Raw genomic sequence first — 26142 nt, 5'->3', positions numbered from 1 at the left:
TTCTTGCAGAAACTTGCTGCAAGGGCTTTCCGCGGTGATTGCCCCGCTGTTAACTTCCTTCCGAGCCCGACGGCAGCAACGGTGCGGTCGGCGCGAGGCAGCCATTATGCGCCTGCCTCCCTACATCTCGGGCACCCCCACCCTCCAAGGAGTTCTCATGCGGCGTGGCATCGCGGCCTCTGCCCTCGTTGTGGCCCTCGCGGTCTCGATGGCTGCCTGTGGCAGCAGCGGCTCCAGCTCGGACGGCAAGGCCGACGGGCCGGTCACCCTCACCTACTGGGACACGTCGAACGCCACCAACGAGGCGCCGAACTACCAGGCGCTCGTCAAGAAGTTCGAGGCCGCCAACCCGGGCGTGAAGGTCGACTTCGTCAACGTGCCCTTCGACCAGGCACAGAACAAGCTCCAGACCGCGATGGGGGCCAAGGGCGCTCCGGACGTCTTCCGCTCCGAGGTCGGCTGGACCGCCGCCTTCGCCAAGGCCGGCTTCCTGGAGCCGCTGGACGGCACCCCGGCCGCCGCGGACGTCGCCGGCTTCCAGCCCAGCCTGATCCAGCAGGCCAAGTACGAGGGCAAGCTCTACGGCGTCCCGCTGGTCACCGACACCCTCGGCCTGCTGTACAACAAGGAGCTCTTCGCCAAGGCCGGTATCACCGCCGCCCCCGCCACCTGGGACGAGCTGAAGACCGCCGCCGCCGCGGTCAAGGAGAAGGCCGGCGTCGACGGCTTCTGGCTGAAGGCCGCCGACGGCTACTACGCGATGCCGTTCCTGTTCGGCGAGGGCACCGACACCGTCGACGCCAAGGGCAAGAAGATCACCGTCACCTCGCCCGAGGCGGCCAAGGGCATCGAGACCTACAAGACGCTGTTCACCTCGCCCGGCACCGCCAAGGCCGACGTCACCACCGACGCCTACGCGCACATGATGGACGCCTTCAACAGCGGCAAGGTCGCGGCGATCATCCAGGGCCCGTGGGAGATCACCAACATCTACAAGGGCACGGCCTTCGCCGACAGGACCAACCTCGGCATCGCCCCCGTCCCCGGCGGCTCCGCGGGCAAGGCCGGCGCCCCCACCGGCGGCCACAACATCTCCGTCTACGCCGGCGCCGACAAGGCCCACAAGGACGCCGCCGAGAAGTTCGCGGCCTTCATGACCTCGGCCGAGAGCCAGGCGTTCGTCGCGCAGAAGAACTCCACCCTGCCGACCCGCACCGACGCCTTCACCCCCGAGGTCAAGGCCGACCCCGGCATCGCCGGCTTCCAGGCGGTCCTCTCCAGCGCCAAGCCGCGTCCCGAACTGCCCGAGTACAGCTCGCTGTTCGCCTCGCTGGGCACCAACCTCGGCAAGATCGTCCAGGGCACCTCGACCCAGGACGGCCTGAACACCGTCGCCACCGACTACGCCAAGCTCCTCCCGGGCTTCGCCAAGTAGTCCTCCCCGTAGCCGTCCGGCCCGCCGCCACCCCTCCCGCGCGGGCCGGACGGCCGGACCCGTAGCAGCAGTCGCCGAAGCGAGGCGGCGGACCTCCCCGAGAAGGTGTCGAACAATGTCAGTCGCCGTGCAGGGCGCCACCGGCAAGGGCAGCCGGGAGCGCGATCCGCGTCCGGGCCTGATGGAGCGCCTGAAGCGCTCGTACGCCAAGCACTGGTACGCCTACGCGATGATCGCGCCGGTCGTGCTGGTGCTCGGCGTGCTGGTGCTCTACCCGCTCGCCGAGGGACTCTGGCTCACCCTCACCGACGCCAACAGTCTCAACGTCGCCCGCAAGATCGGCGCCAACGAGATCCCGGCCTCCTACACGTTCGTCGGCTTCGACAACTACGCCGACATCCTCTGGGGCCCCGGCTCGTACGACCGCTTCTGGTCGCACTTCGTCTGGACCATCGCCTGGACGGCGCTCTGCGTCGGCCTGCACTACACCATCGGCCTCGGCCTCGCCCTGCTGCTCAACCAGAAGCTGCGCGGCCGGGCCGTCTACCGGATGCTGCTCATCCTTCCCTGGGCCGTGCCGACCTTCGTCACCGTGTTCTCCTGGCGCCTGATGCTCGCCGACGGCGGAGCCGTCAACGGCGTGCTGTCCGCCCTGCACCTGCCCGAACCCGGCTGGCTGGACGACCCGACCGCCCAGAAGGCCGCGGCCGTCCTGGTCAACACCTGGGTCGGCGTGCCGTTCATGATGATCTCGCTGCTCGGCGGCCTCCAGTCGATCCCGGCCGAGCTGTACGAGGCGGCCGAGATGGACGGCGCCACCGCCTGGCAGCGGTTCCGGCACGTCACCCTGCCGGGACTGCGCACCGTCTCCTCCACCGTGGTGCTGCTCGGCGTGATCTGGACGTTCAACCAGTTCGCCGTCATCTTCCTGCTGTTCGGCAACGGCGCGCCCGACGCCCAGCTGCTGGTCACCTGGGCGTACCGGCTCGGCTTCGGCCAGCAGCCCCGGGACTACGCGCAGTCCGCCGCCTACGGCGTCATCCTGCTCTCGATCCTGATCGTCTTCACCGCCTTCTACCGCCGCTGGCTCGCCCGCAACGAGCAGGCGAACGGCTGACCCGGCCCACCCAGCGACCACGAAGGCAGGCATCCCGATGAGCAGCACCACCACCGACCGCCCCACCCCCCTCGCCGCACGCCCCGCGGCCCCGGCCGCCCGGCCGGCCAGGGTCCGCCGGCGCGGCGAACCCTCCCCGCTCGGCAAGGCCCTCGCGCACGGCACGCTGATCCTGGCCAGCCTGGTCGCACTCTTCCCGGTGGCGTGGATCCTCTACGTCTCGCTCGGCCCGGACAAGACCGACTACCTCCACCCCGGCGAGATCATGGACAAGCTGACGCTGTCCAACTACCGCACGGTGCTGTTCGACACCGACTTCGTCCACTGGTTCGGCAACGCCTTCCTGGTCTCCGGCGCGACCACCGTGGTGGGCGTGCTGATCGCCGCCTCCACCGGATACGCCGTCTCCCGGATGCGCTTCCCCGGCCACCGGCCGCTGATGTGGTCGCTGCTGGTCACGCAGATGTTCCCGATCGCGGTGCTGATCGTGCCGATGTACACGATCCTCTCCCAGCTCGGTCTGCTGGACAGCTACCTGGGCCTGATCCTGGTCTACTCCACCACCACCGTGCCGTACTGCGCCTGGCTGCTGAAGGGCTACTTCGACACGATCCCGGTGGAGATCGACGAGGCCGGCCGGGTCGACGGGCTTAGCCCGTTCGGGACCTTCTGGCGGCTGGTGCTGCCGCTCGCCCGCCCGGGCCTGGCGGTGGCCGCGTTCTACTCCTTCCTGACCGCCTGGGCCGAGGTCGCCTTCGCCTCCACCTTCATGCTCAGCTCCGACAAGTACACGCTGGCCGTCGGCCTGCAGACCTTCGTCAGCGAGCACGACGCCCAGTGGAACCTGATGGCCGCCACCGCGGTGCTGATCGCGATCCCGTCGTCGGTCCTCTTCTACCTGGTGCAGCGCCACCTGGTGACCGGTCTGACCGCCGGCGCCTCCAAGTCCTGAGCGCGCCCGGACCGCCGCTCCCCGCGCCCGACCGATCCTCCGATCCCCGCTCCTCTGATCCCCGAGGGATACCGTCCATGACCCAGAACCTGGCCGACACCTCCCGGCCCGCCGCCGACGCCACCGCTCACGAGGCCGGTGCCGGCGCGGACAGAGGCTGGTGGCGGGACGCGGTCATCTACCAGGTGTACCCGCGCAGCTTCGCCGACTCCAACGGAGACGGCATGGGCGACCTGCCCGGCATCCGCAGCCGCCTGCCCTACCTGCGCGACCTCGGCGTGGACGCCGTCTGGCTCTCGCCGTTCTACGCCTCCCCGCAGGCCGACGCCGGCTACGACGTCGCCGACTACCGCGCGGTGGACCCGATGTTCGGCACCCTGATGGACGCCGACGCGCTGATCCGCGACGCGCACCGGCTGGGCCTGCGGATCATCGTCGACCTCGTCCCCAACCACTCCTCCGACCAGCACGAGTGGTTCAAGCGCGCGCTGCGCGAGGGTCCCGCCTCCCCGCTGCGCGACCGCTACCACTTCCGCCCCGGCAAGGGCGCGAACGGCGAACTGCCGCCCAACGACTGGGAGTCCATCTTCGGCGGCCCGGCCTGGACCCGGACCGAGAACCCGGACGGCACCCCCGGCGACTGGTACCTGCACCTGTTCGCCCCGGAGCAGCCCGACTTCAACTGGGAGAACCGGGCCGTCGCCGACGAGTTCCGCTCCATCCTCCGGTTCTGGCTGGACATGGGCGTCGACGGCTTCCGCATCGACGTCGCCCACGGCCTGGTGAAGGCCCCCGGCCTGCCCGACCTCGGCGGCTCCGACCAGCTCAGGCTGCTCGGCAACGACGTCATGCCGTTCTTCGACCAGGACGGCGTGCACGAGATCTACCGCAGCTGGCGGAAGATCCTCGACGAGTACCCGGGGCAGCGGATCGGCGTCGCCGAGGCGTGGACCCCGACCGTCGAGCGCACCGCCAACTACGTCCGCCCCGACGAACTGCACCAGGCCTTCAACTTCCAGTACCTGGGCACCTCCTGGGACGCCGCCGAGCTGCGCGCGGTGATCGACCTCTCGCTCGACTCGATGCGCCCGGTCGACGCCCCCACCACCTGGGTGCTCTCCAACCACGACGTCACCCGGCACGCCACCCGGTTCGCCAACCCGCCCGGCCTCGGCACCCAGATCCGCACCGCCGGCGACCGCGCGCTCGGCCTGCGCCGGGCCCGCGCGGCCACGCTGCTGATGCTCGCGCTCCCCGGCTCCGCCTACGTCTACCAGGGCGAGGAGCTCGGCCTGCCGGACGTCACCGACCTGCCCGACGAGGTCCGTCAGGACCCGTCGTTCTTCCGCAAGGCCGGCCAGGACGGCTACCGCGACGGCTGCCGCGTCCCGATCCCGTGGTCCGGAACCGAGGCCCCGTACGGCTTCGGCCCGACCGCCGGCGGCCCCAGCTGGCTGCCGCAGCCCGCCGAGTGGGCCGGGCTCAGCGTCGAGGCGCAGACCGGCGACCCGACCTCCACCCTGGAGCTGTACCGCTCCGCACTGGCCGTCCGCCGGGCCCGGGCCGAGCTCGGCGCCGGCACGGGGGTCGAGTGGCTGGAGAGCCCGGAGGGCACCCTGGCGTTCCGCCGCGGCGCGTTCGTCTGCACGGTGAACACGACCGCCGGCCCGGTCCGGATACCGGTGCCCGGCCGGCTCCTGCTGAGCTCCGCCGGCGCCGACCCGCTGATCGACGGCGGCGGGACGGTGCTCGCACCGGACAGCACCGACTGGTGGGCGGTCTGACGTGGTTGCAATAGGCTCTGGGACCGTGACTACGGCGCGACTCTCAGACATCGCGGCGCAGGCGGGGGTCAGCGAGGCCACCGTCTCCCGCGTGCTCAACGGCAAGGCGAACGTCTCGGCCGCCACCAGGCAGACCGTGCTGGCGGCACTCGACGTGCTCGGGTACGAGCGGCCCACCCGGCTGCGCCAGCGCAGCGCGGGCCTGATCGGGCTGATCACCCCGGAGCTGAGCAACCCGATCTTCCCCGCGCTGGCCCAGGTGATCGAGCAGGTGCTGAGCCGGCACGGCTACACGCCGGTGCTCTGCACCCAGACGCCGGGCGGCTCCACCGAGGACGAACTGGTGGAGATGCTGGTCGACCGGGGCGTGGCGGGCATCGTCTTCGTCTCCGGCCTGCACGCGGACACCACCGCCGACCACGACCGGTACGCCCGGCTGGCCGGCCGCGGGGTGCCGTTCGTGCTGATCAACGGGTACAGCGAGAAGATCGACGCGCCGTTCATCTCGCCGGACGACCGGGCCGCGATGTGGATGGCCGTCCAGCACCTGGCCGAACTCGGCCACGAGCGGATCGGGCTGGCCGTCGGGCAGCGCCGGTACGTGCCCGTGCTGCGGAAGATCGAGGGGTTCACCGCCGCCCTGTGCGAGGTGCTCGGGCGCACCCGGGAGGAGGCCGAGGGCCTCGTCCACCACACCCTGTTCAGTGTGGAGGGCGGCCACGCGGCGGCCGGCGCGCTGCTCGACAAGGGCTGCACGGCGATCGTCTGCGGCAGCGACATGATGGCTCTCGGCGCGATACGGGCCGTCCGGCAGCGGGGTCTGACGGTGCCGCAGGACGTCTCGGTGGTCGGGTTCGACGATTCGCCGCTGATAGCGTTCACCGAGCCGCCGCTGACCACCATCCGCCAGCCGGTGGAGGCGATGGCCACCGCCGCGGTGGACGCCCTGCTGGAGGAGGTCGGCGGAAACGCCGCCCAGCGCGGGGAGTTCATGTTCCAGCCCGAGCTGGTGATGCGCGGCTCGACCGGCGCAGGCGCGCGCTGACGGATCGGACGAACGGCCGGGGTCCGGGAGCAGGCCGCTCCCGGACCCCGGCCGTTCGTCGTGCGGGTCAGCCCTCCTGGACGGCCGGGCGGTCCGGGGTGACCCGGTGGCCGTCGGCGGCGTCGCCGGTCCGGGTCTCGGTGCGCCGCCCCCGGTCCAGGTAGTCGCGGAGGATCAGTTCGACGGCGTCCTGCGGGCTCTTCGTGCCGGACAGCATCATCGCGTCGATCGCGAGGTTGGCGTCGAGCGTGACGGTGACCTGGGCCATGGTGACTCCTCCTCGGGGACAGAGCAGCAGCATGCCTGGTGCGACCGGATTTGACCATGACCTTCCGGGGCGGGGCGCCCGGGGTTCCGGGGGCGGTCCGGCGCGGGACGCACCGGGGCCCCCGGGGAGGGAGCGACCTGGCTCCTCCCCGGGGGCCCCGGGCTTTCGCGGGTCAGATCCGGCCGTGGGTCAGACCCGGCCGGCGAAGTCCGGGGCCCAGTTGGCCACGGTCTGGGTCCGCACGCCGGAGCTCGGGTTGGCGGCCTCGACGTACTTGCCGTCACCGATGTAGAGCGCGACGTGGTAGACGCCGGAGTCCTTGCCGTTGTTGGACCAGAACAGCAGGTCGCCCGGCTTGAGGGCGTCGAGCGAGACGTGCGTGGACGCGGCGGCCTGGTCGGCGGCGACGCGCGGGACGGTGATGCCCGCGGCGCGCAGCGCGGCCTGGGTGAGACCGGAGCAGTCCCAGCCGCCGTTGCCGGTGCCGCCGTAGACGTAGGCCTGGCCGACCTTCGACTGGGCGAAGGAGACGGCGGCGGCCATGCTGCCGGTGGCGGCCTGGGCCGGGGCCGGGGTCTCGGCCTGGGCGGCGGGCTTGGCGGCCGGCTTGGTGGCCGGGGCGGCCGGCTCGGTGGTGGCGGTGCCGGTCCCCGCGTCCTTGGCCCGGTTGAACCAGTCGAAGCCCTTGCCGGACTCCTCCGCGGCCTGGTTGCCCTTGGCCCGGTCGCCGAAGGTCAGGTGCTGGCCCGGGTAGATGCTGTGCGGGCCCTCGGTCAGGGTGGCGCGGTTGAGCTCGTAGAGCCGCTCCCAGCCGCCCTGGACGTCGTTCTTGTCGGCGATGGAGGAGAGCCAGTCGCCGACGGCCACGGTGTAGTCGGCGGACTGCTTCCGGTCGCCCTGCTGACCGCCCTGCTGGCCGGTCTGCTGGCGCCACTGGCGCCCGTCCTGGCCGCCGTCGCCCTGGCGGGCGGCGTCGGTGGCGGCGGGAGCCTGCGCCTGCGGCTGGGCGGCCTTGGGCGCGGCGGGCTGCGTGGCCTTCGGCTGGGCGGCGGGCTTGGCGGCCGGGGCCGGGGTCTGGACGGCCGGCTTGGCGGCGGCCGTGGAGGTGTCGACGGCGGCCGGGGTGCCGCCCTTGGTCAGGCCGGCCTGGACCGAGCAGACCGGCCAGGCACCGGGGCCCTGCACGGCGAGCACCTTCTCGGCGATCGCTATCTGCTGGTCCTTGGTGGCGAGGTCGGCGCGCGCGGCGAACGAGGTGCCGCCGAACTCGGCCCAGGTGGAGCTGGTGAACTGGAGTCCGCCGTAGAAGCCGTTGCCGGTGTTGATGCTCCAGTTGCCGGTGCTCTCGCACTGGGCGACCTTGTCCCAGGTGGCGACGGAGGCGGCCGAGGCGGTGCCGGTGGTGAGGCAGGGGATGGTGAGGCCGATGCCCGCGACGCCGAGGGTGGCGATGGCGCGACGGGTGCGGCTGGACAGACGGGTGCCGTTGGTGGGCAGCATGAAGACGCGGTCCTCTCCCACGCCTGCGAGGTGAGCTGTCGGATTCGGGCTGGAGTTGCCCGGCCGCGCTGTGGACGCGGCTTCACCCCTAGCCCTGGTCGGTCCGGGGACCGGCCTGGGCGAACTACCTGTGGTTCCCCCGCTCCTGCCGTGGTGCTTCGTACTTCCAGCGCACCCGACGGCAGGACTCGGCGTTGCAGGGGAGCTGGGTCCGTGTGGCCACGAACGGGGAGCACGTTAAGCAGAGCCGCGTTCAAACCGCAAACATGTGTGAGGCACGTCACTGTTTGCGAAATCCATGGTGGACGGCTGTCCTTCATGATCAGAAATGACCGATTTCATGCAACGCCCGTCGCGGTCAACGCAACTGCCTATGCTTCAGAGCGTCGGTAGGACGCCGGCGCCGCCGCAGCCGCCCGTGGGGAGGGCTACGCACCGATGGCCATGGACGAGGACCCGGACCCCGCCCGGCCGACCGGCCGGGTGCGCGGAGCGCATCGCAGGGCAAAGCATCGCAGAGCGGACATCCCACCCGAACCGCCCCTAACTCCCTTAAGTCGCCGTACTTTACTGCGCTGGCTCGCCGTCGGCACCGCCTTCGCGGCGGTCAGCGGCGAGGAGGTGCTGCGGCGCTCGCTGAGCGGCCCGACCGAACCGGTCGCCGCCGTCGCCGGATCGTCCACGGCCGTCGGCGCGGACCGGACGGGAGCCGGAGGCCACGGTGGGGCGTCCCCCGAGGCCGCTCCGGTGGGCGCCGCGCCCGAACAACCGGACCCCGCGCCCACCGTCGACCAGAGCGGCCGCCGCTGGTCCGACCCGGCCGGCTGGGGCGGTGCCGTGCCCGGCCCGAGGAGCACCGTGCGGATCACCGACCGGGTGCTGCTCGACACCGACGCCGCCGTCGGCACGCTGCTGGTGGAGCCGACCGGCGCCCTCACCTTCGCCGCCGACCGCACCCTCACCCTCGCCGCCACCGGGAACGTCGAGATCCGCGGCGCCCTCGCCCTCGCCCCCGACGGCACCCACACCCACACCCTGCGCTTCCCCGCCGTCGACGAGGGGCGCTTCCAGGGGGACGGCATGAAGGTCGTCGACACCGACGTGGGCCTCTGGGTCACCGGCGCCGGCCACCTGCGGCTCGACGGCGCCGCCAAGACCGCGTGGGTCCGCGCCGACCGCGAGTTGAAGGCCGGCGGCACCGAGCTGGCCCTGTCCGCCCCACCCGCCGGCTGGCTCCCCGGCGACGAACTGGCCGTCACCCCGACCGGCCCGCCCGACCAGGAGGGCTTCGCCGCCCACTACGACCTCGTCACCGTGCGGTCCGTCAGCGGAGCCACCGTCACCCTGGAGTCGCCGCTGAAGCACGCCCACCCCCTGGTCGCCGCCGGAGGGGGCGTCACCGTCGGCGCCGAGGTGCTCAACCTGACCCGCACCGTCCGGGTCGAGGGCACCGCCGAGGGCCGCGCCCACGTCCACCTCACCAGCTCCCGGCGCGCCGACGTCCGGCACGCCGCGCTGCGCTGGGTCGGCCCGCGCGCCGACACCAAGGAGACCTGGAGAGGACAGGACGGCACCGCCCCGGTCACCGCGGCCGTCCTCGGCCGGTACGGGCTCCACTTCCACCAGCTCGGCGACGCCACCCGCGGGACCGTCGTCGAGGGCGTGGTCGTCCGCGACGCCGGCAGCCACGCGTACGTGCCGCACGCCAGTCACGGCATCACCTTCCGCAGCTGCATCAGCCACGAGACCTGGGAGGACGCGTACTGGTGGGACGGGCCGCCGGACACCCGCACCCCGCAGCGCCCCTCCGACGACATCGTCTACGAGTCCTGCGTCGCCTCCCGCACCCTGCTCGAACCCAACCCCCGCGCCTACCGGCTGACCGGTTTCAACCTCGGCGCGGGCACCGGCGGCAAGGCGGTGGACTGCGTGGCCGTCGGCGTCCAGGGCGCGACCGGGGCCTCCGGCTTCGAGTGGCCGGAGAACAGCGAGGGCGTCTGGACCTTCGAGCGCTGCCTGGCCCACAACAACCTGCAGGACGGCATCTTCGTCTGGCTCAACGCCCGTCAGCACCACGCGGTCACCGAGTTCGCCGCCTACCACAACGGTGGCTGGGGCATCGAGCACGGCGCCTACCTCAACGACTTCGACTACACCGCGAGCGTGCTGTACGGCAACGCGGGCGGGGGAGTGGCGCTGCACTCGCTCGGCCGGGACAAGGGCACCGTGTTCGACGGACTGCTCGTCGACGCGGCCGGGCAGAGCGACTTCGCCGTCTCCACCGCCCGGCACGAACTCGCCGGACAGGCCGTCACCTTCAGCCGGAGCCGGTTCACCGGCTACCGGCGGGCCGGCGTGGCCTTCCGGGCCACCTCGGACGGGCAGCCGGACGACGTGCTGCTGCTGGACTGCGAGTTCGGCGGCAACGAGCTCTGGCTGGACCCGGAGGCCGTGCGGCCGAAGAACATCCTGCTGCGCCGGGCCGGGCAGACCGAGGTGCTCAAGGTCCGCAAGCCGGACGAGGAGGGCGCAGCGCAGCCGCAGTGGAACGCCGCCGCCGCGCCGGTGGCCACCTTCGCGGCGCAGTCCCGGCCGGTGCGGCTGCCCGCCCTGAAACTGAAGGACGCGGCCTCGCCCACCAGTCGGGTCGGCCGCTGAGGCCGCCCCGGCGACCGCGGCGGCGGTGCGGGGTACCGGTCCGGCCGGAGGGCGGGGGGCCGGACCGTTCCGGCCGGTGCGAGCAGCCGAAGGGGCCCGGAACGGATGCGTTCCGGGCCCCTTCGGACGGGCTCGCGCTACTGGGCGGCGTGCCGTCCGCCGGAGGGCTCCGCGGCGCCGTCCCCGGCCTCCGCGGCCTGCGCCTCGAAGTCGACGGCCGGCAGCGTGGCCAGGTAGGTGGAGGCGATCAGCTGGCCCACCGTCGGGTACGCGCCCAGCGGGGCGGCCGACGGGCAGCCGGACTCCTCGGCTGCCGTGGCGAGCAGCTCGGAGTCCGCCTCCGGGCCGATCACCAGCGGGGCCAGCGCCGGGTTCTGCGAGCCCATCTCCCGGAGGTGGGCGACGGCCGCGGCCACCGAGCCGGGCAGGTCGAGCGCGGCGGGGACGACGGGCACGGCCAGCCGGGCGGCCAGCAGCATGCCGGTGATCCCGGCGGCGTCGGCGGCGGCCTGCCCACCGACGGTGGTGAGCACCACGCCGTCGGCGGCGGTCGCGATGGCGAAGAGCCGGGCCCGGTCGGCGCGGGCCAGACCGGCCTCGGAGAGGCGCACGTGCACGGCCTCGGCCAGCAGCGGATGCGGGCCCAGCACGTCGGTGACGGGGGCGCCGTACTCGGCGGCGAGGGCGTACAGGTCGGTCAGGAAGTCGTGCGGGCCGGGCACGAGGGGCACGATGACCGGCGTGGGCAGGCCGGCCTCGGCCGCCTCGTCCAGCAGTTCGGCGACGGTGCGCTCGGCGCCGACCTCGGCGCCGTGGGCCGGAAGGTAGCCGGCTGCCGTCTGCACGCCGTTCTGCTCGCTGCGGACGATGGACAGCAGCTCCTCGACCACGGACCGGGATTCCGGTCCGGCGGCCGCGGGCACGGCGAGCAGCAGGACCGGCGAACCGGTCGGGATTTCGGGGCGCTCGGGACGGCGGTGGCGCCCCCGCGCACGGGAGCCTGGGGTTCGGACGGGCAGTGGCGCGCCCGGGATGGCTGCGGTGCTCATGGCGGAGATCGTAGGACATTCCCCCGCCGTGCTCGCAGTCGGCTGCCGTACGAGGAGGGGCGGCCCATCCGAAAACCGGACATAACCGGCCCGAACCCGGTTTCTCTCCCGGTATCCGCTCAGATGCGAGAGGAGGAGCTCCGCGTTGCAGGAGGGGCGCGTGAGATGTCTCACAGGGCGGGCATCGTCTGACGGAGGGTCACAGTGGGGTCACAGCGGTGCGACTCCGGGCTCCCGAAGATCAACATTCAGCGGGTGGTCGCCTACGGGCCGTCATCGACATCCGGCCGATTCGGTCGACTATGTCCACTTACGTACCGTCAGGTGCGCGGCTCGTGAAGAGTTCCGGTTCGGTGTCGAAAAGCCCGTGCACCTGCAACGTCCCGTGCTGATGCACGTGCACTGGAGCTATCATCACGTCAAGTGAGGCGTTGTACCGGGCCGGTACGGGGCCGGCCGAGCCGTTCGGCTGAGAGCCGGGGCGCCGAGCTGGACGACCCACTCCGGAGCTCTTCGGGAGATTTCTATGCACGACACGTTCGACACGTACAACGGGATGGCCGCTGCGGACCTCAAGGGCGTGGTCTGGCAGAAGAGCCTGCACAGCAACTCTCAGGGCAACTGCGTCGAGTTCGCCGCCCTCCCGGGGGGCGATGTGGCGATGCGCAACTCCCGCTTCCCGGACGGTCCGGCGCTCATCTACACCCGGGCCGAGATCGAGGCCCTGCTCCTGGGGGCCAAGGACGGGGAGTTCGACCACCTGGCGGTCTGACCGGCCGCCGGCTCCACCATCGGGGGGCCGTCGTGGGTGCTGACACCACGACGGCCTTTGTCTTACCGGCTCCGCCGCCCTGCGAGCCGTCGTGCCACGAGCTGCCGTTCCGCCGGCCCGGCCGCCGTTCGCGGGTCCTCGCCCGCCGGCCGCCGTTCCGCCCGCCACGGCCACCCGCCGTCGCCGCCGTGCCGAGCCGCCGCACGCGGATCGGAGGGGCGCACCGCCGCAAGGGTGGCCGGTACCCGCTGCCCGAGGGTCACCGATCGCCGTTGCCGGGGTGTGTCGCGCTGGTGTGTGGTCTCCCGCCGGGCGGTGTGGTGCTCCCGGGGGTCCTGTCACGGGTCGTGCGCCGTGCTAGGCCGAGCGCCGGTGCCGTCCGCTCATCTCGGGGGCCGGGATCGACCGTTGTTCCGGTTCCGCCTCGAACAGCGCCCAGACGACCTTGCCGCCGCCGAGCGGATGCCAGCCCCAGGAGTGGCTGAACGAGTCGACCAGGTGGAGGCCGCGGCCCGACTCCGCCACGAAGTCGGCCTCCCGCGCCACCGGGCCGATGTTGCTGGGGTCGCTCACCGCGCAGACCACCTGCGGGGAACGGTGCACCAGGCTTATTCGGATCGGCAGCCTCCCCTCGGCTGCGCACTGCATGGGAAAGTCGTAGTCGTCCGCCGCACCGGGGCGCGCGCCGATCGCGTGCCGCAGGGCGTTGGTCACCAGCTCCGAGGCCACCAGCGCGACATCGTCGAAGAGCTCGCCCAGGCCCCAGCGGTGCAGGGCGGTTCTGGCGAAGTCGCGCGCGGTTCTGACGGCTTCATATCGAGGAGCGAGCGTACAGGTGACCACATGGGGGTCGACTGCCAAAGCCGTTCCGGTGCTCATGAAGAGCTCCTCCCATAAGGGGGCGGACACGGCTGGACCCGCCGGGGTCATGCCGGTCACCTCCGACTCGCTCGGCCGCACGGCCGCCCACTCGACCAGGCGCGCGCGCACAAGGGCCCGGAGGCGCGGGGGCGCTGCCGGGCCTGTGCACGGAGTCGCGCGTGGGGTCGACGCGGAGCCCGCGGGATTGCCAGGGATGTGCAGGTGCACGTGCACCATCGTCCTCTGCGCTCACTGCAGATGCAAGAGTCGATTCACGTGCAGTCGTTCAAATGGCATATGCAAGCGCCGGATGCACGTGCATCCTGGTGTGCGGAGTACAGAACTGATAGGAACATCCGTCAGTATCGGCACCGTGAGCGCTCAACTGATGGCAGACTGTGCGCTGTTTGCCCTAGGTGGAGGTTAGGACCACATGACCACAGTTCAGCCGGGCGGCGGCTCGATGGTCCGCCGGATCCTCCTCGGCTCCCAGCTGCGCCGCCTCCGGGAGGGGCGCGGCATCACCCGCGAGGACGCGGGCTACGCGATCCGTGCGTCCGAGTCCAAGATCAGCCGCATGGAACTCGGCCGGGTCAGCTTCAAGGAACGCGATGTCGCGGACCTGCTCAGCCTCTACGGAGTGGACGACGGCCTGGAGCGCGAGGCGCTGCTCGGGCTGGTCCGCGAGGCCAACAAGTCGGGCTGGTGGCACAGCTTCAACGACGTCCTGCCGGGTTGGTTCCAGACCTACGTCGGTCTGGAGGAGGCCGCCGCACTGATCCGCACCTACGAGGTCCAGTTCGTCCCCGGCCTGCTCCAGTCCGAGGAGTACGCACGGGCGGTTTTCGGCCAGAGTCGGCCGGTGATCAGCGAGGAGGAGGTCGAGCGCAGGGTCAGCCTGCGGATGCGCCGCCAGAAGCTGCTCACCGAGGGCGAGAGCCCCCGCCTCTGGGCGGTCATCGACGAGGCGGCGCTGCGCCGTCCGGTCGGTGGGCCGAAGGTGATGCGCGGCCAGGTCCAGTACCTGATCGACGCGGCCGAGCAGGCCAACGTCGTGATCCAGGTCATGCCGTTCCGCTTCGGTGCGCACGCCGGTGAGTCCGGTGCGTTCACCATCCTGCGCTTCCCCGAGCAGGACCTGGCGGACGTCGTGTACCTGGAGCAGCTGACCAGTGCGCTGTACCTCGACAAGCGCGACGACGTCGACGCCTACATCCAGGTGATGGAGCGGCTCTGCGTGGACAGCCTCACGCCCGAGCGCACCATCGACCTGCTGGCCTCGATCCTGAAGGAGCGCTGAGCGCCGGACGTCCCCGTCCGCCGCGCGCCGCTCCACCGGACGGCCGCCGGCCCCGCGGTTTCAGCCGCGGGCCGGCGGCCTTTCGCGTTCCGGCGGGAGCGGCTGCGGCGGACGGCCGAGGTGCCAGGGCAGGTCGTAGCGGCTGAAGAGGTCGGCGCGGATCGGCGCCAGCGGCACCTCCGCGCCCGGGAGCAGGACGCCTATGCAGCCGCCCATCAGGGCGCTGCGCAGCACCGCGTGCTCCGCGACGGGGTCGGGCGCACCCCAGTCGCGCAGCAGATCCTGGAGGATCGAGCCGAGCCGTTGCTGCTCGGGGTCCTGGACGAAGGCGCCGGTGTCCGGGTCGAGGATCAGCGCCAGGTGCGAGCGCATCACCCGCGGGTGGTCCATGGCCAGGCCGAGCACCGCGTCGATCGCCCGGGCCAGCCGCGCCTCCGGTGTCGCGTCGGGCGCGAGCTCGCCGAGCACGGTGGAGAGCTCCTGGTGCATCATCCGGTGGGTCGCCGACTGCATGAGCAGCCGTTTGCCGTCGAAGTAGTACGAGAGCAGTCCGCGGGCCAGTCCGGCCCGTTCGGCGATGTCGGTCAGCGTGGTCCCGGCGTATCCGTGCCGGTCGACCAGTTCGACGGTGGCCCGCATGATGCGTCGCCGGGAACGCTGACGCATCTCCTCATTGACCGAATCCCCGCGAGGTGCCATCGTTTCTGCTCCGTACGTTCGTTGGCTGTCGGCCAATATACTGGCGCGGCCGGCGACCGGACCGTGGCCCCCGGGGCATTGGGCCGGGCGGCGGCGTTCGGTTCGTACGGAGGCGCCGGCTCTACCAACACGGGGGTTTGGTGGAGCCGGCGCCCGCCCGGGGACTCCGTCCCGGGCCTGGTGGAACTCGTACCGCTGGTCAGCTCTTGGTCAGAACCTCGCCGCCCCGGTCGACCAGGTCGACTGACGGATAATCATAGTCCGGTACGGAGAAGCGAGTTGCCTTCGTCCGCCGGTCGAGAACGGCGCCCGCGACGGCGATCACGAAACCGACCACCGCGATCCCGGTGATGAAGAGCAGGGCGGGCCGGTAGCCGTCCAGCTGGGCCTGCGCGCCGGTGCCGCCGCCGCTGCCGGCGGTGATGATGGCCGTGGCGCCGGCCAGGACGACCGCGGTGCCGACCTGGATCGCGGTGTTCACCAGGCCGGAGGCCAGTCCCTGCTCATCGTCGGCGACGCCGTCGGTGGCGGCGATGTTCACCGAGGGGAAGGCCAGCGCGAAGCCGACGCCGAGCAGGATGATCGACGGCAGCACCAGCACCGGGTACGAGCTGTGCTCGTCGAGCCGGAGGAAGAGCGCGAACGCGCCGACCAGGGCGAGCAGGCCGATCGGCAGCAGCCGGCCGGTCCCGAAGCGGTCCACCACGGGACCCATGAACGGTGCCGACAGGGCGATCATCGCGCCGGCGGGCAGCAGCCCGAGCGCCATCTCCAGAGCCGACCAGTCGAGCAGCTCCTGGAGGTAGAGCGTGACCACGAACTGGAAGCCGCCGTACGCGCCGGTCATCGCGAACGCGATCACGTTGGCGCGGGCGACCGAGCCGTTGCGGAAGATCCCGAGCCGGACCAGCGGGTGCGCGGTGCGGCTCTCGACGAACAGGAAGGCGGAGCCGAGCAGCGCCACGACGGCGAACGAGCCCAGGGTGCGCAGGCTGAGCCAGCCGGCGCCCTGCGCCTCGGTCACGGTGAAGACCAGCAGCAGCACGGTGGCGGTGCCGGTGATCGCGCCGAGCACGTCGTACCGGCCGGTGGCCTTCTCCCCGGCGGCCGGGCGGGGGAGCAGCCGGACGGCGAAGACCAGGGCGAGCAGGGCGATCGGGACGGGCATCAGGAAGGTCCAGCGCCAGCCGACCGAGGTGAGCACTCCGCTGAGGACCAGGCCGAGCGAGAAGCCGCTGGCCCCGCAGGTGGTGTAGATCGACAGTGCCCGGTTGCGGGCCGGGCCCTCCGGGAACGTGGTGGTGATGATCGACAGGCCGGCCGGCGCGGTGAAGGCGGCGGCGACGCCCTTGATGAAGCGGGCGGCGATCAGCAGGCCGCCGTCGTCGACCAGGCCGCCGAGCAGGGAGGCGGCGGCGAAGACGGCGAGTGCGACGAGGAAGACCCGGCGGCGGCCGAGCAGGTCGGCGGTCCGGCCGCCGAGCAGCAGGAGCCCGCCGTAGCCGAGTACGTAGCCGGAGACCACCCACTGGAGGGTGGAGGTGGAGAGGTGGAGTTCGGAGCCGATGGAGGGGAGCGCGATGCCCACCATCGAGATGTCCAGGGCGTCCAGGAACAGCGCGGCGCAGAGCACGATCAGCGTGCCCCAGAGGCGGGGACTCCAGCGCGGAGCCCCCTGTGATGAATCGTCAGACGTCGTGACGGTCGCGGTGGTCATGGGCAAGAGAGTACATGCACGTGCATTCAATGCAAGTGAATAAGATGTTAACGCATAAGTTGCTTCCGCATGTGATACCGTGGCGGCGTGGCTGAACTCGACCCCCACGATTCCCACGACTCCCCGGCGGAGGCCGGTCTGGTCGTCCAGTGGCGCGACCTGCTGGCCCGGCAGGCCCAGACCGCCTGCCTCCTCGACCGTGAACTCGGCGAGAAGCACGGCCTGGGCATGAGCGAGTTCGAGGTGCTGGAACGCCTCGTCGAGGGGTGTGACGGCAGTGGCGGGCACGGGCTGCGGATCCAGGAGCTGGCCGACACCGTGCACCTCAGCCAGAGCGCGCTCTCGCGGCTGATCGGCAGGCTGGAGAAGGCCGGGCTGGTCACCCGCGCGATGTGCACCAGTGACCGGCGCGGCATCCAGGTCGCGCTCACCGGGGCCGGCCGTCGGCGCTACACGGAGGCCCGTCCCCTGCACCGCGAGGTGCTCTCCCTCACGCTCGCCGACGAACCGGTGCGCGCCTGCGGGACGACCCTGGACTGACGGGGCCGGAGGCCGGCGCTACAGCAGGGACGCGAGGCCCGGTGCGGCGGCCGTCAGTACGACCGCCACCGGCGCGGCCAGCGCGGCCAGGGTCAGCTGCAGGCGGTGCGACACGGAGAGCCGGGGGCGCCCGGCCAGCAGCCGGTCCACCCGTTTCGGCGACTGGGCCATCCCGGGCGGGCAGGAGCCGAACACCCCGCGCCCCAGGTTGAGTTCGGCCAGTGCCAGGGCGGTGGTGTGCCGGCCGTGCCGCCGCGCGGCCCGGTCGTCCGCCGCCAGCTCCACCAACTCGCCCACCTGATTCCGGAAGGCGCTGAAGACGCCGACCCCGGGGAAGCCCGAGGCGAGCGCCTGCGCGCCCTGCGCCAGCCAGTGGTGCCGGGCCCGGACGTGCCCGCGCTCATGGCTCAGCACCGCCTCCAACTCCCGGTCGGTCAGCTGCCGGAGCGCCCCCGTGGTGACCACCAGCCGGGAGTTGTGCCCGGGCAGCGACCAGGCCCCGGGCCGGACGTCCTCCAGCACCACCAGCCGCTCCCGGCGCTGCCGTGCGTCGTCGATGGAGCCCGGCAACTCAGGTGACAGCGTGGCCAGTTCGGCATGCCGGTGAGCGCGCAGCGCCTTCGCCGAACGGACCTCACGGGTCAGCGCGAACAGCGTCTGCAACCCGCCCGCGGCCAGCACCGCCGCGCAGAGCCGGCCCCAGCCCTCGGCGTTGTGCAGTCCGTACGCCGCCTCCACGCCGTGCGGTGCGCCCGCGAACAGCAGCGACCGCAGGTCGGGGAGCGCGGCCGAGGCGGCCAGCAGCAGGCTCAGCGCACAGCACAGCAGTACGGCCACCACCAGGCACTGCCAGACCAGCAGCGCCAGTACGGGTTCGCGGTCCACCCAGCGGGCCCGGGTCAGCCGCCGGGGAGCGGCGGTGGCGAGCAGCAGTCCGAGCAGCAGCAGGCCGAGCAGGGCCGTCATGGCATGGGCTCCCCGGGGACGCACGGAGCGCGACAACGCGCTTCCCGTCCAACCTAAGCGCTGCCGGCGCGGCGTGGTACGACTTTCGGCCACCCAGTGACCAACGCCACGGCTGTCCGGCGGCCGCGCCGCGAGGACGGTGCGGCGCCGCGACGGTCGTCCGGTGCCGCGCCGCGACGGTGGGCGCGGGCGCCGGTGTCACATGGTCAGGAGCATGGCGAACATGCCGATGCCCATCGACAGCCGCCAGGCCCGGGGCAGCGTCGCCGAGGCCGCCGGCAGCCCGCCGGGCCCGCCTCCGGCACCGCTGAGCAGCCGGCTGCCCGACCAGAGCGCGTACCCGCCGAAGTAGAGCAGCAGGGCGCCGGTCAGTGCCGGCGATCCGGCCGCGGACGGGTGGTGGCCCGCGTGCCCGGCGGCGGGCGCGGTGGCCATCACGAGTGCCATGTAGGTCATCGACAGCGCGCCGACCGCGTGGTGCAGCCGGTGCGCCCGCCGCTCCGGGCGGTACGCGGCGGCCAGCAGCAGGGCGACCGCGGGCGGGCCGAACAGCCAGGCCCAGGCGACGCCCGGTACGGCCGTCCCGGTCACGGCCATGGCGGCCATGCCGAAGCCCATCAGGGCCTCGGAGGCATCCGACTCGTACGCGTGCAGCCGGTGTGCGCGGGTCGCCCCGGTCGCCCCGGTCCTTCTCGGGCCGGGCGTCCTCGGTGCGGTTCCGGCTTCGGCCGCTCCCGGGGGCGGCGCGGGGGGAGTACGGCGCAGGCGGGTGAGGCAGTAGCCGCCGGAGGCCGCGGCGAGGGCGGCCAACAACCAGCTGACGAGGGCTGATCCGTGCAACGGCGGCCTCCCGGGCGGTGACGGGCGGGGGTACTGTCCACGATCACGGCCCGGGGCCGCGTGCAGCAGGGCGCGTGCGGGGGCGCATGGTGGTGCCCGGCGGAGTGGGCCCACCGGCGGGCGCTGGACTGCCGCACAGGTCCGGCTACCCGGAGAGCCGCCCGGAGGCGATGACCCGGCTCAGGAACCGCCGGGTCCGCTCCTGCTGCGGCGCCCCGAACACCCGCTCCGGCGGCCCCTGTTCGAGTACCACCCCGGCGTCCAGGAAGCAGACCTGGTCGGCGACCTCGCGGGCGAACCCCATCTCGTGCGTCGCGACCAGCATCGTCATGCCCTGCTCCTTGAGGTCGCGCACCACCGAGAGCACCTCGCCGACCAGCTCCGGGTCGAGCGCCGCGGTGATCTCGTCGAGGAGCAGCAGCCGCGGCCCGGTGGCGAGCGCCCGCACGATGGCCACCCGCTGCTGCTGGCCGCCGGAGAGCCGGTCGGGGTACTCCCGCGCCTTCGCCGCCAGGCCCAGCCGGTCGAGCAGCTCGTGCGCCCGCGCCTCGGCCTCGGCCCGGGCCAGACCGTGCACCCGGCGCGGGGCGAGCGTCACGTTCTCCAGCACGGTCATGTGCGGGAAGAGGTTGTAGGCCTGGAACACGACGCCGATCCGTCGTCGCACGGCGTCCTCGTCGGCACGCGGGTCGGTGATCTCCGCGCCGTCCAGGAAGACGGCGCCGTCGTCGATCCGCTCCAGCAGGTTGACGCACCGCAGGAGCGTCGACTTGCCGGAGCCGGAGGCACCGATCAGCGCCGTCACCGAGTGCTCGGGGACGGCGAGGTCCACGTCGCGCAGGACCGCCTGGCCGTTGAAGCTCTTGCGCACCGACTCCAGGCGCAGCACGGGCTTCACCGGCCCGCCCGGCGCCGCCGCCCCGCCCGACGGCGCCGGCACACCCGGTCGTACGGCGGACGTGCCCGGCGGGCGGCCTGTCGTGTCGTCGGCCGGTCGGCCGGTCACACCGCACCTCCCTGCTGGCGTCGGCGGTTCATCCGGGTGGTGAGCCAGCCGGTGAACCGGGTGAGCGGGATGGTCAGCACCACGAAGACGAGTGCCGCCACCAGGTACGGGGTGGAGTTGAACGACCGGCCGTTGATGATCTTCGCCGCGTACACCGCGTCGATCACCCCGCCGATCGAGACCAGTCCGGTGTCCTTCTGCAGGCTGACCAGGTTGTTGAGGAGCGGCGGCACCACCCGGCGGACCGCCTGCGGCAGCACCACGTACCGCATCGCCTGCGCGTTGGAGAGGCCCAGCGACCGGGCGGCGGCCCGCTGGCTCGGGTGCACCGACTCGATGCCGGCCCGGAACACCTCGGACACGTACGCCGCGTACGTGAGCACCAGCGCGGCGCCGCCCAGCCACAGCGGGTCGGTGGTGACACCGGTCAGTCGCAGCGCCGGCACCCCGGTGATCATCACCAGCAGGCAGATGATCATCGGCAGGCCGAGGAAGAAGTCGACGTAGGCGGTGGCGAGCAGCCGCACCGGCAGGAAGACCGGCCCGCTCAGGGTCCGCAGTACCGCGAGCAGCAGGCCGAGGAAGAGGATCAGCACCCCGCAGACGGCCATCAGTTCCAGGTTGATCCGCAGTCCCTTGAGCACCTCGGGCAGTGCCTGCCGGGCGTACTCGGCACTGAGGAAGGACCGCCGCACGGCCGGCCAGCCGGGCGAGCCGACCACCAGCAGGACCAGCGCCACCGCCGTCGCCAGCGTCGAGCCGGCCGCGATCAGCGCCGAGCGGTGGGCCCGCCGGCGCCGGTACGCCTCGTGGGCGAGCCGTCGCGCCGACGGCCGGTAGCCGTCGTCGGCCGCGTCCGGGCCCGCCGGCCCACCCGGGCCGGCCGGCGTCCCCGGGTCGGCGGACCCCCCGGAGAGCCCCTTCACGGTGTCGCTCACTGGAGGACGGGGGCCGAGACGGCGTCCGAGAGCCACTGCTTCTCCAGCTTCGCCAGCGTCCCGTCGGCCCGCAGCGCGTCCACCGCGCCGGAGACGCAGCCGGTCAGCTTCGAGCCCTTGTCCAGCACCAGGCCGAACTGCTCGCCCTTCGCGGAGCCCGCCAGCTGGCCGACCACCTGGGCGTCCGTCACCTCGGCCCCGGTGATGTAGAACGCCGTCGGGAGGTCGACCACCAGGGCCTCGACCTGACCGTTCCTCAACGCGGCCTTCGCCAGGTCGTTGGAGTCGAAGACGGCCGGCCGGGTGGTCGGCCTGATGGTGTCGGTGACCGCGTCCAGGCTGGTGGTGCCGACCTGTGCGCCCAGCTTGGCGCCCCTGAGATCGGCGAGGCTCCGGGCCGAGGCGGCCTTGGAACTCTTCAGCGCGATCACGGCCTGGCGCACGTCGTAGTAGCCGGAGGAGAAGTCCACCGCCTGCCGGCGCTCGGCACTGATCGACACCTGGTTGATGTCGAAGTCGAAGTTCTTCGGACCGGGCGCGGTCGCCGTGCCGAACGGAGCGACCACCCACGTCACCTTCTCCTTGGGGTAGCCGAGCTTCTCCGCCACCGCGTGGGCGACCGCGGACTCGAAGCCCTTGCCGTTCGCCGGCGCGTCCTCCGCGAACCACGGCTCGTACGCGGGCTTGTCGGTGCCGATGGTCAGCGTCCCCGCCGCCCGGGTGGGCAACGCGCCCGGCGCGCAGCCGCCCGCCGTGCTCGCGGCCGTGGGGTTCTCGTCGGACGCGGTGTCCTGCGGGGCACAGGCGGCCAGCACGGCACCGGCGAGCAGGAGGGCGGCGAGCGGTTTTCGGGGGAGGGGCATGGCGGGGCTCCCGGGAGGAAGGGGACGGACCGGTCGGGTGGGGAACCTCCCCCGGTGGCGACGCCGGAACACGCGCGGCATGGTCGGCTTACCGGGCTTCGTCCGCTCTGTCCCGGAAGATCCCGGCAGCTGTTCACACGGACGACATACGGTCTCCGGCCCGGGTTACCGCAGATCCGCCGTCGGGTGCCCCCTTGAACAGAAGAACCTTTCGTACTTATGGTGGTCTCGTTGAAAACCCTCCTGTCGAAGTGAGTCCCCGATGCAGAATCTTTCGCCAAGGCTCGCCGTGGCGGCCGACGCCCCGGTCGAGTCCCTCGCCGGCCACCCGGCCTGGCTGCGGCTCAAGGAAGCTGTCGAGGCCCTGCGCCCCCTGCAGTCCAAGGACGGCTCCATCGACCTGTCCGTCGTCGAGCGCCGGACGGTCGACCCGCTGGTCGCCACCGTCCGCACGGCCGTCGCGGAGCTTGCGCCGCTCTTCCCGCACGACGCCGCCTACCTGGCCGCCGTCGACGTGGACCTGGCCAAGTGGGCCGACACCGGCTACCGGGAGCCGGACTTCCTGGACTCGCTGCTCGCCTTCCAGCCCGCCGAACAGCGCGAGGACGGCCTGGAGCACCTGGTCGTCTTCCCGATGTACACCCAGAACGGCAACCCGAACCGCAACCTCGAAGCGGTCCTGCTGAACGTCGTCTGGCCCGACTGGCTGGCGGAGCTGGAGCGCACCCGCTTCGACAACCCGATGTTCGTGCCGATCACCTTCACCGACTTCACTGCCGGTTACGACACCAACTCCGCCGTCCTCTTCCCCGAGACCGTGGCCGTGCGCAAGGCGCCGGAACGTTTCACCTGGGGCGGCATCTTCTGCGACCGTGAGGCCGCCCGATTCCGGGTCGTCTCCACCAACGCCGTCGAGCTGCTCGGCCTGGAGATCCCGGCCGACGCCGAGAGCCTGCTCCAGGACCAGGAGCGCTCGCAGCAGACCTTCGTGCTGTGGGACCTCATCCACGACCGCACCCACAGCCACGGCGACCTGCCGTTCGACCCCTTCATGATCAAGCAGCGCAGCCCGTTCTGGATGTACGGCCTGGAGGAGCTCCGCTGCGACCTCACCACCTTCAAGGAGGCGGTGAAGCTGGAGGCGGAGGGCAACGAGCACGCCCGCGACGTCCAGTACGCGATCCTCTTCGACCGCCTCTTCCGCTTCCCGGTCAGCGGCGACCGCGTCCGCAACTACGACGGCCTCGGCGGTCAGCTGCTCTTCGCGTACCTGCACAAGCACGACGCGCTGCGCTGGCGCGACAACCGCCTCAGCATCGACTGGGAGCGGGCCCCGCAGGTCACCAACGCGCTCTGCGCCGAGATCGAGACCCTCTACCGCGACGGCATCGACCGTCCCAAGCCGGCCCACTGGATCGCCGCCTACGAGCTGGTCTCCCGCTACCTCACCCCGCACCCCGCCTCCACCTGGGCGAAGGGCTCCGCGGCGCTGCCGTTCGACATCACCGAGGGCAAGGCCCTCAACAAGGCCCTGTGCGACGCTGTGCTCCCCGACGAGTTCCCGCTGAGCATGTTCTACGAGGCCCTCTCCAAGAAGCTCAGCGGCGTCATCGCCTCGACCACCGGCATCACCGGTGCCGGCCTGCAGGGAGTTGCCGCGTGACCACCGCACCCAAGGGACCGCTCAGCGGCAAGGTGATCGCCGTCGCCGGCGCGAGCGGCCCGGCCGGCCAGGCCGTGCTGCGCCGCCTCACGGCGGACGGCGCCACCGTCATCGGCGCCGACATCGACGCCCAGCGGCTGGAGGCCGCCCTCGACACCGTGCGCGTCGCCGTGCGCGGAGCCAGGGTCAGCGGCCAGGTCATCGACCTCCTCGACCCGCAGGAGGTCCACGACTGGGCCGACCACCTGGAGGCCGAGCACGGCCACGTCGACGGCCTCCTCCACCTCGTCGGCGGCTGGCGCGGCAGCAAGACCTTCTTCGACACCCGGATCGACGACTGGGACTTCCTGCACGACACCGTCGTGCGGACCCTCCAGCACACCTCGCTGGCGTTCCAGCCCGCCCTGGTCCGCAGCGGTGGCCGCTACGCCATGATCTCGGCCGCCGCCGCCCACAAGCCCACCGCGGGCGGCGCCGCCTACGCCGCGGCGAAGGCCGCCACCGAAGCCTGGACGCTCGCCATGGCGGACTCCTTCACGAAGGAGACCACCGCCGAGGACGGCAAGCCCACCGCCGCGGCTGCCATCCTGGTGATCAAGGCGCTGGTCAGTCCCGAGATGCGGGCCGAGAAGCCGGAGGCGAAGTTCGCCGGCTTCACCGACACCGCCGACCTCGCCACCACCCTGGCGGGCCTCTGGGACCGCCCCGCAGAAGAACTGAACGGACAGCACCTGTGGCTGACAGCCCGATGACCGACCCCACCCCGCAGACGGACGCCGTCCGGCGGCACGACCCCGCCGTCCGCGGCTTCGCCAGCGACAACTACGCCGGTGTGCATCCGGAGGTCCTCGCCGCGATAGCCCTCGCGAACGGCGGCCACCAGGTGGCCTACGGCGAGGACGACTACACCGCCCACCTCCAGGACGTCTTCCGCCGGCACTTCGGCGACAAGGCCGAGGCGCACCCCGTCTTCAACGGCACCGGCGCCAACGTCGTCGCCCTGCAGGCACTGCTCCCGCGCTGGGGTGCGGTGATCACCGCCGAGTCGGCCCACATCAACGTGGACGAGGGCGGCGCCCCGGAGAAGATGGGCGGCATCAAGCTGCTCACCGTCCCGACGCCGGACGGCAAGCTCACCCCCGAGCTCATCGACCAGCAGGCCTGGGGCTTCGGCGACGAGCACCGCGCGCAGCCGCTCGCGGTCTCGATCACCCAGAGCACCGAGCTCGGCACCCTCTACACCGTGGAGGAGATCCGGGCGATCGTCGACCACGCGCACCAGCTCGGCATGCTGGTCCACGTGGACGGCTCCCGCCTGGCCAACGCCGCGGCCTCGCTCGGCGTCCCGCTGCGCGCCTTCACCACGGACGTGGGCGTCGACGTCCTCTCCTTCGGTGGGACGAAGAACGGCCTGCTGTTCGGTGAGTGCGTGGTCGTGCTCAACCCGGAGAAGGTCCGGAACATCAAGTTCCTCCGCAAGACCTCGATGCAGCTCGCCTCGAAGATGCGCTTCGTCTCGGTCCAGTTCGAGGCGCTGCTCGCGGGTGACCTCTACCTCCGTAACGCCGGCCACGCCAACGCCATGGCCAGCCGCCTCGAGGCCGCCGTCCGTGGAATCGAGGGCGTGACGGTCGTCCGCCCGGTCAGGGCGAACGCTGTTTTCGCGATCCTCCCCCGCGAGGTGAGCGAGCGGCTGCAGAAGCGTTACCGCTTCTACTTCTGGAACGAGCACACCGGCGAGGTCCGCTGGATGTGCTCGTTCGACACGACGGAGGCCGACATCGACGCCTTCGCGACGGCCATCGCCGAGGAGATGGGCCGCGCGTGACACGCGTCTGACCCGTGTCCGGCGCCTGTCGAAGGCCGGCCCGAACCGCGGATCGTCCCGTCCTGCCGCCGCAGGACGGGACGATTTGCATGTGGCGTGCCGATCGCCGTACAGTTCCGGAGTCGCCGCGAGAGAGCGGGGGCAAGCGGAAAGCAAAATCCGATGAATGAAACTCCGGAAAACGGAGCGGAAAACGTCTGATAAGCTGGAAACACGAAAGAACGAAGCGCCCGGAGGGCCGGTGTGAAAGCCGCCTGAAGGAAGTGTCCGTTCCTTGAGAACTCAACAGCGTGCCAAAAGTCAACGCCAGATATGTTGACATCCCCGGCCTCGGACTTGTT

Annotated in this window: 23 protein-coding genes and 1 riboswitch; of the genes, 12 read left to right on the top strand and 11 right to left on the bottom strand. The window is 72.0% G+C overall.

The window, feature by feature from the left end:
• Positions 1-157: 157 nt before the first annotated feature.
• From PUR61_RS19545 to PUR61_RS19525, 5 genes are all read left to right on the top strand, one after another.
• Complete coding sequence (locus tag PUR61_RS19545) at positions 158-1435, top strand: extracellular solute-binding protein (RefSeq protein WP_329880278.1); 1278 nt, start codon at positions 158-160, stop codon at positions 1433-1435.
• A 115-nt stretch (positions 1436-1550) separates the two neighbouring features.
• Positions 1551-2552 (top strand): carbohydrate ABC transporter permease, encoded by a 1002-nt coding sequence (locus PUR61_RS19540; RefSeq protein ID WP_329880276.1) that lies wholly within the window; start codon positions 1551-1553, stop codon positions 2550-2552.
• 37 nt (positions 2553-2589) lie between these two features.
• A complete protein-coding gene (locus tag PUR61_RS19535; RefSeq protein ID WP_329880275.1) occupies positions 2590-3504 on the top strand; it encodes a sugar ABC transporter permease in 915 nt (304 codons plus the stop codon).
• A 77-nt stretch (positions 3505-3581) separates the two neighbouring features.
• A complete protein-coding gene (locus PUR61_RS19530; protein ID WP_329880274.1) occupies positions 3582-5288 on the top strand; it encodes a glycoside hydrolase family 13 protein in 1707 nt (568 codons plus the stop codon).
• A 25-nt stretch (positions 5289-5313) separates the two neighbouring features.
• Positions 5314-6333, top strand: a complete 1020-nt coding sequence (locus tag PUR61_RS19525) for a LacI family DNA-binding transcriptional regulator (protein ID WP_329880273.1) — start codon at positions 5314-5316, stop codon at positions 6331-6333.
• Positions 6334-6400: 67 nt separating this feature from the next.
• Here PUR61_RS19525 and PUR61_RS19520 read toward each other — a convergent pair whose 3' ends face one another.
• Both PUR61_RS19520 and PUR61_RS19515 read right to left on the bottom strand, forming a co-directional pair.
• The gene (locus PUR61_RS19520; RefSeq protein ID WP_329880272.1) at positions 6401-6601 is read right to left on the bottom strand and encodes a hypothetical protein; all 201 of its coding nucleotides are present in this window, start codon (positions 6599-6601) and stop codon (positions 6401-6403) included.
• Positions 6602-6790: 189 nt separating this feature from the next.
• Complete coding sequence (locus tag PUR61_RS19515; protein WP_329880271.1) at positions 6791-8122, bottom strand: transglycosylase family protein; 1332 nt, start codon at positions 8120-8122, stop codon at positions 6791-6793.
• Positions 8114-8295, bottom strand: a riboswitch (cyclic di-AMP (ydaO/yuaA leader). It overlaps the preceding gene by 9 nt.
• 244 nt (positions 8296-8539) lie before the next feature.
• On the opposite strand from PUR61_RS19515, the gene PUR61_RS19510 reads away from it, so the two are divergent.
• Positions 8540-10759, top strand: coding sequence for a hypothetical protein (locus PUR61_RS19510; protein ID WP_329880269.1), 2220 nt, complete (start codon positions 8540-8542; stop codon positions 10757-10759).
• Between the two features lie 137 nt (positions 10760-10896).
• On the opposite strand, the gene PUR61_RS19505 is transcribed toward PUR61_RS19510, so the two are convergent.
• Entirely contained in the window at positions 10897-11808 is a 912-nt protein-coding gene (locus PUR61_RS19505) for a sirohydrochlorin chelatase (protein WP_329880267.1), read from the bottom strand.
• A 526-nt stretch (positions 11809-12334) separates the two neighbouring features.
• Between PUR61_RS19505 and PUR61_RS19500 the strand changes: the two genes are divergently transcribed.
• Positions 12335-12580, top strand: a complete 246-nt coding sequence (locus tag PUR61_RS19500) for a DUF397 domain-containing protein (RefSeq protein WP_329880265.1) — start codon at positions 12335-12337, stop codon at positions 12578-12580.
• A 357-nt stretch (positions 12581-12937) separates the two neighbouring features.
• Here PUR61_RS19500 and PUR61_RS19495 read toward each other — a convergent pair whose 3' ends face one another.
• Positions 12938-13459, bottom strand: a complete 522-nt coding sequence (locus PUR61_RS19495) for an ATP-binding protein (RefSeq protein ID WP_329880263.1) — start codon at positions 13457-13459, stop codon at positions 12938-12940.
• Positions 13460-13874: 415 nt separating this feature from the next.
• On the opposite strand from PUR61_RS19495, the gene PUR61_RS19490 reads away from it, so the two are divergent.
• Positions 13875-14741, top strand: a complete 867-nt coding sequence (locus tag PUR61_RS19490) for a helix-turn-helix domain-containing protein (RefSeq protein ID WP_329880262.1) — start codon at positions 13875-13877, stop codon at positions 14739-14741.
• 60 nt (positions 14742-14801) lie between these two features.
• On the opposite strand, the gene PUR61_RS19485 is transcribed toward PUR61_RS19490, so the two are convergent.
• Entirely contained in the window at positions 14802-15407 is a 606-nt protein-coding gene (locus PUR61_RS19485) for a TetR/AcrR family transcriptional regulator (RefSeq protein ID WP_329880260.1), read from the bottom strand.
• A gap of 232 nt (positions 15408-15639) precedes the next feature.
• Positions 15640-17157, bottom strand: a complete 1518-nt coding sequence (locus tag PUR61_RS19480; protein WP_329880259.1) for an MFS transporter — start codon at positions 17155-17157, stop codon at positions 15640-15642.
• A gap of 87 nt (positions 17158-17244) precedes the next feature.
• Here PUR61_RS19480 and PUR61_RS19475 point away from each other — a divergent pair, with 87 nt between their 5' ends.
• Entirely contained in the window at positions 17245-17697 is a 453-nt protein-coding gene (locus PUR61_RS19475; protein ID WP_329880257.1) for a MarR family winged helix-turn-helix transcriptional regulator, read from the top strand.
• Between the two features lie 18 nt (positions 17698-17715).
• Here PUR61_RS19475 and PUR61_RS19470 read toward each other — a convergent pair whose 3' ends face one another.
• The 5 genes from PUR61_RS19470 to PUR61_RS19450 all read right to left on the bottom strand — a co-directional run bounded on the left by PUR61_RS19470 (position 17716) and on the right by PUR61_RS19450 (position 22310).
• Entirely contained in the window at positions 17716-18663 is a 948-nt protein-coding gene (locus tag PUR61_RS19470) for a M56 family metallopeptidase (RefSeq protein WP_329880255.1), read from the bottom strand.
• A gap of 198 nt (positions 18664-18861) precedes the next feature.
• Entirely contained in the window at positions 18862-19503 is a 642-nt protein-coding gene (locus PUR61_RS19465; protein ID WP_329880253.1) for a DUF5134 domain-containing protein, read from the bottom strand.
• 145 nt (positions 19504-19648) lie between these two features.
• A complete protein-coding gene (locus tag PUR61_RS19460) occupies positions 19649-20443 on the bottom strand; it encodes an amino acid ABC transporter ATP-binding protein (protein WP_443035206.1) in 795 nt (264 codons plus the stop codon).
• A gap of 62 nt (positions 20444-20505) precedes the next feature.
• Positions 20506-21447: an amino acid ABC transporter permease gene (locus tag PUR61_RS19455; RefSeq protein ID WP_329880251.1), complete on the bottom strand. Its 942-nt coding sequence runs from the start codon at positions 21445-21447 to the stop codon at positions 20506-20508.
• Positions 21444-22310 carry an ABC transporter substrate-binding protein gene (locus PUR61_RS19450; protein ID WP_329880250.1) on the bottom strand — a complete coding sequence of 289 codons (867 nt, stop codon included), beginning with the start codon at positions 22308-22310 and terminating at the stop codon, positions 21444-21446. Before PUR61_RS19450 ends, PUR61_RS19455 begins: the two co-directional genes overlap by 4 nt.
• A 262-nt stretch (positions 22311-22572) precedes the next feature.
• On the opposite strand from PUR61_RS19450, the gene PUR61_RS19445 reads away from it, so the two are divergent.
• Genes PUR61_RS19445 through PUR61_RS19435 form a run of 3 tightly spaced genes read left to right on the top strand, consistent with a single transcriptional unit; the run spans position 22573 to position 25801 of the window.
• Positions 22573-23973 (top strand): DUF6421 family protein, encoded by a 1401-nt coding sequence (locus PUR61_RS19445; protein WP_329880248.1) that lies wholly within the window; start codon positions 22573-22575, stop codon positions 23971-23973.
• A complete protein-coding gene (locus PUR61_RS19440; protein ID WP_329880246.1) occupies positions 23970-24725 on the top strand; it encodes an SDR family NAD(P)-dependent oxidoreductase in 756 nt (251 codons plus the stop codon). The genes PUR61_RS19445 and PUR61_RS19440 overlap by 4 nt, the downstream gene beginning before the upstream one ends.
• Positions 24722-25801 carry a threonine aldolase family protein gene (locus PUR61_RS19435; protein WP_329880635.1) on the top strand — a complete coding sequence of 360 codons (1080 nt, stop codon included), beginning with the start codon at positions 24722-24724 and terminating at the stop codon, positions 25799-25801. The genes PUR61_RS19440 and PUR61_RS19435 overlap by 4 nt, the downstream gene beginning before the upstream one ends.
• Positions 25802-26142: the final 341 nt, after the last annotated feature.

The organism is Streptomyces sp. BE20, assembly GCF_036322525.1.
In the GTDB taxonomy this organism is placed as follows: Bacteria; Actinomycetota; Actinomycetes; order Streptomycetales; family Streptomycetaceae; genus Kitasatospora.
This window is presented reverse-complemented; position numbering and strand designations above follow the sequence as displayed.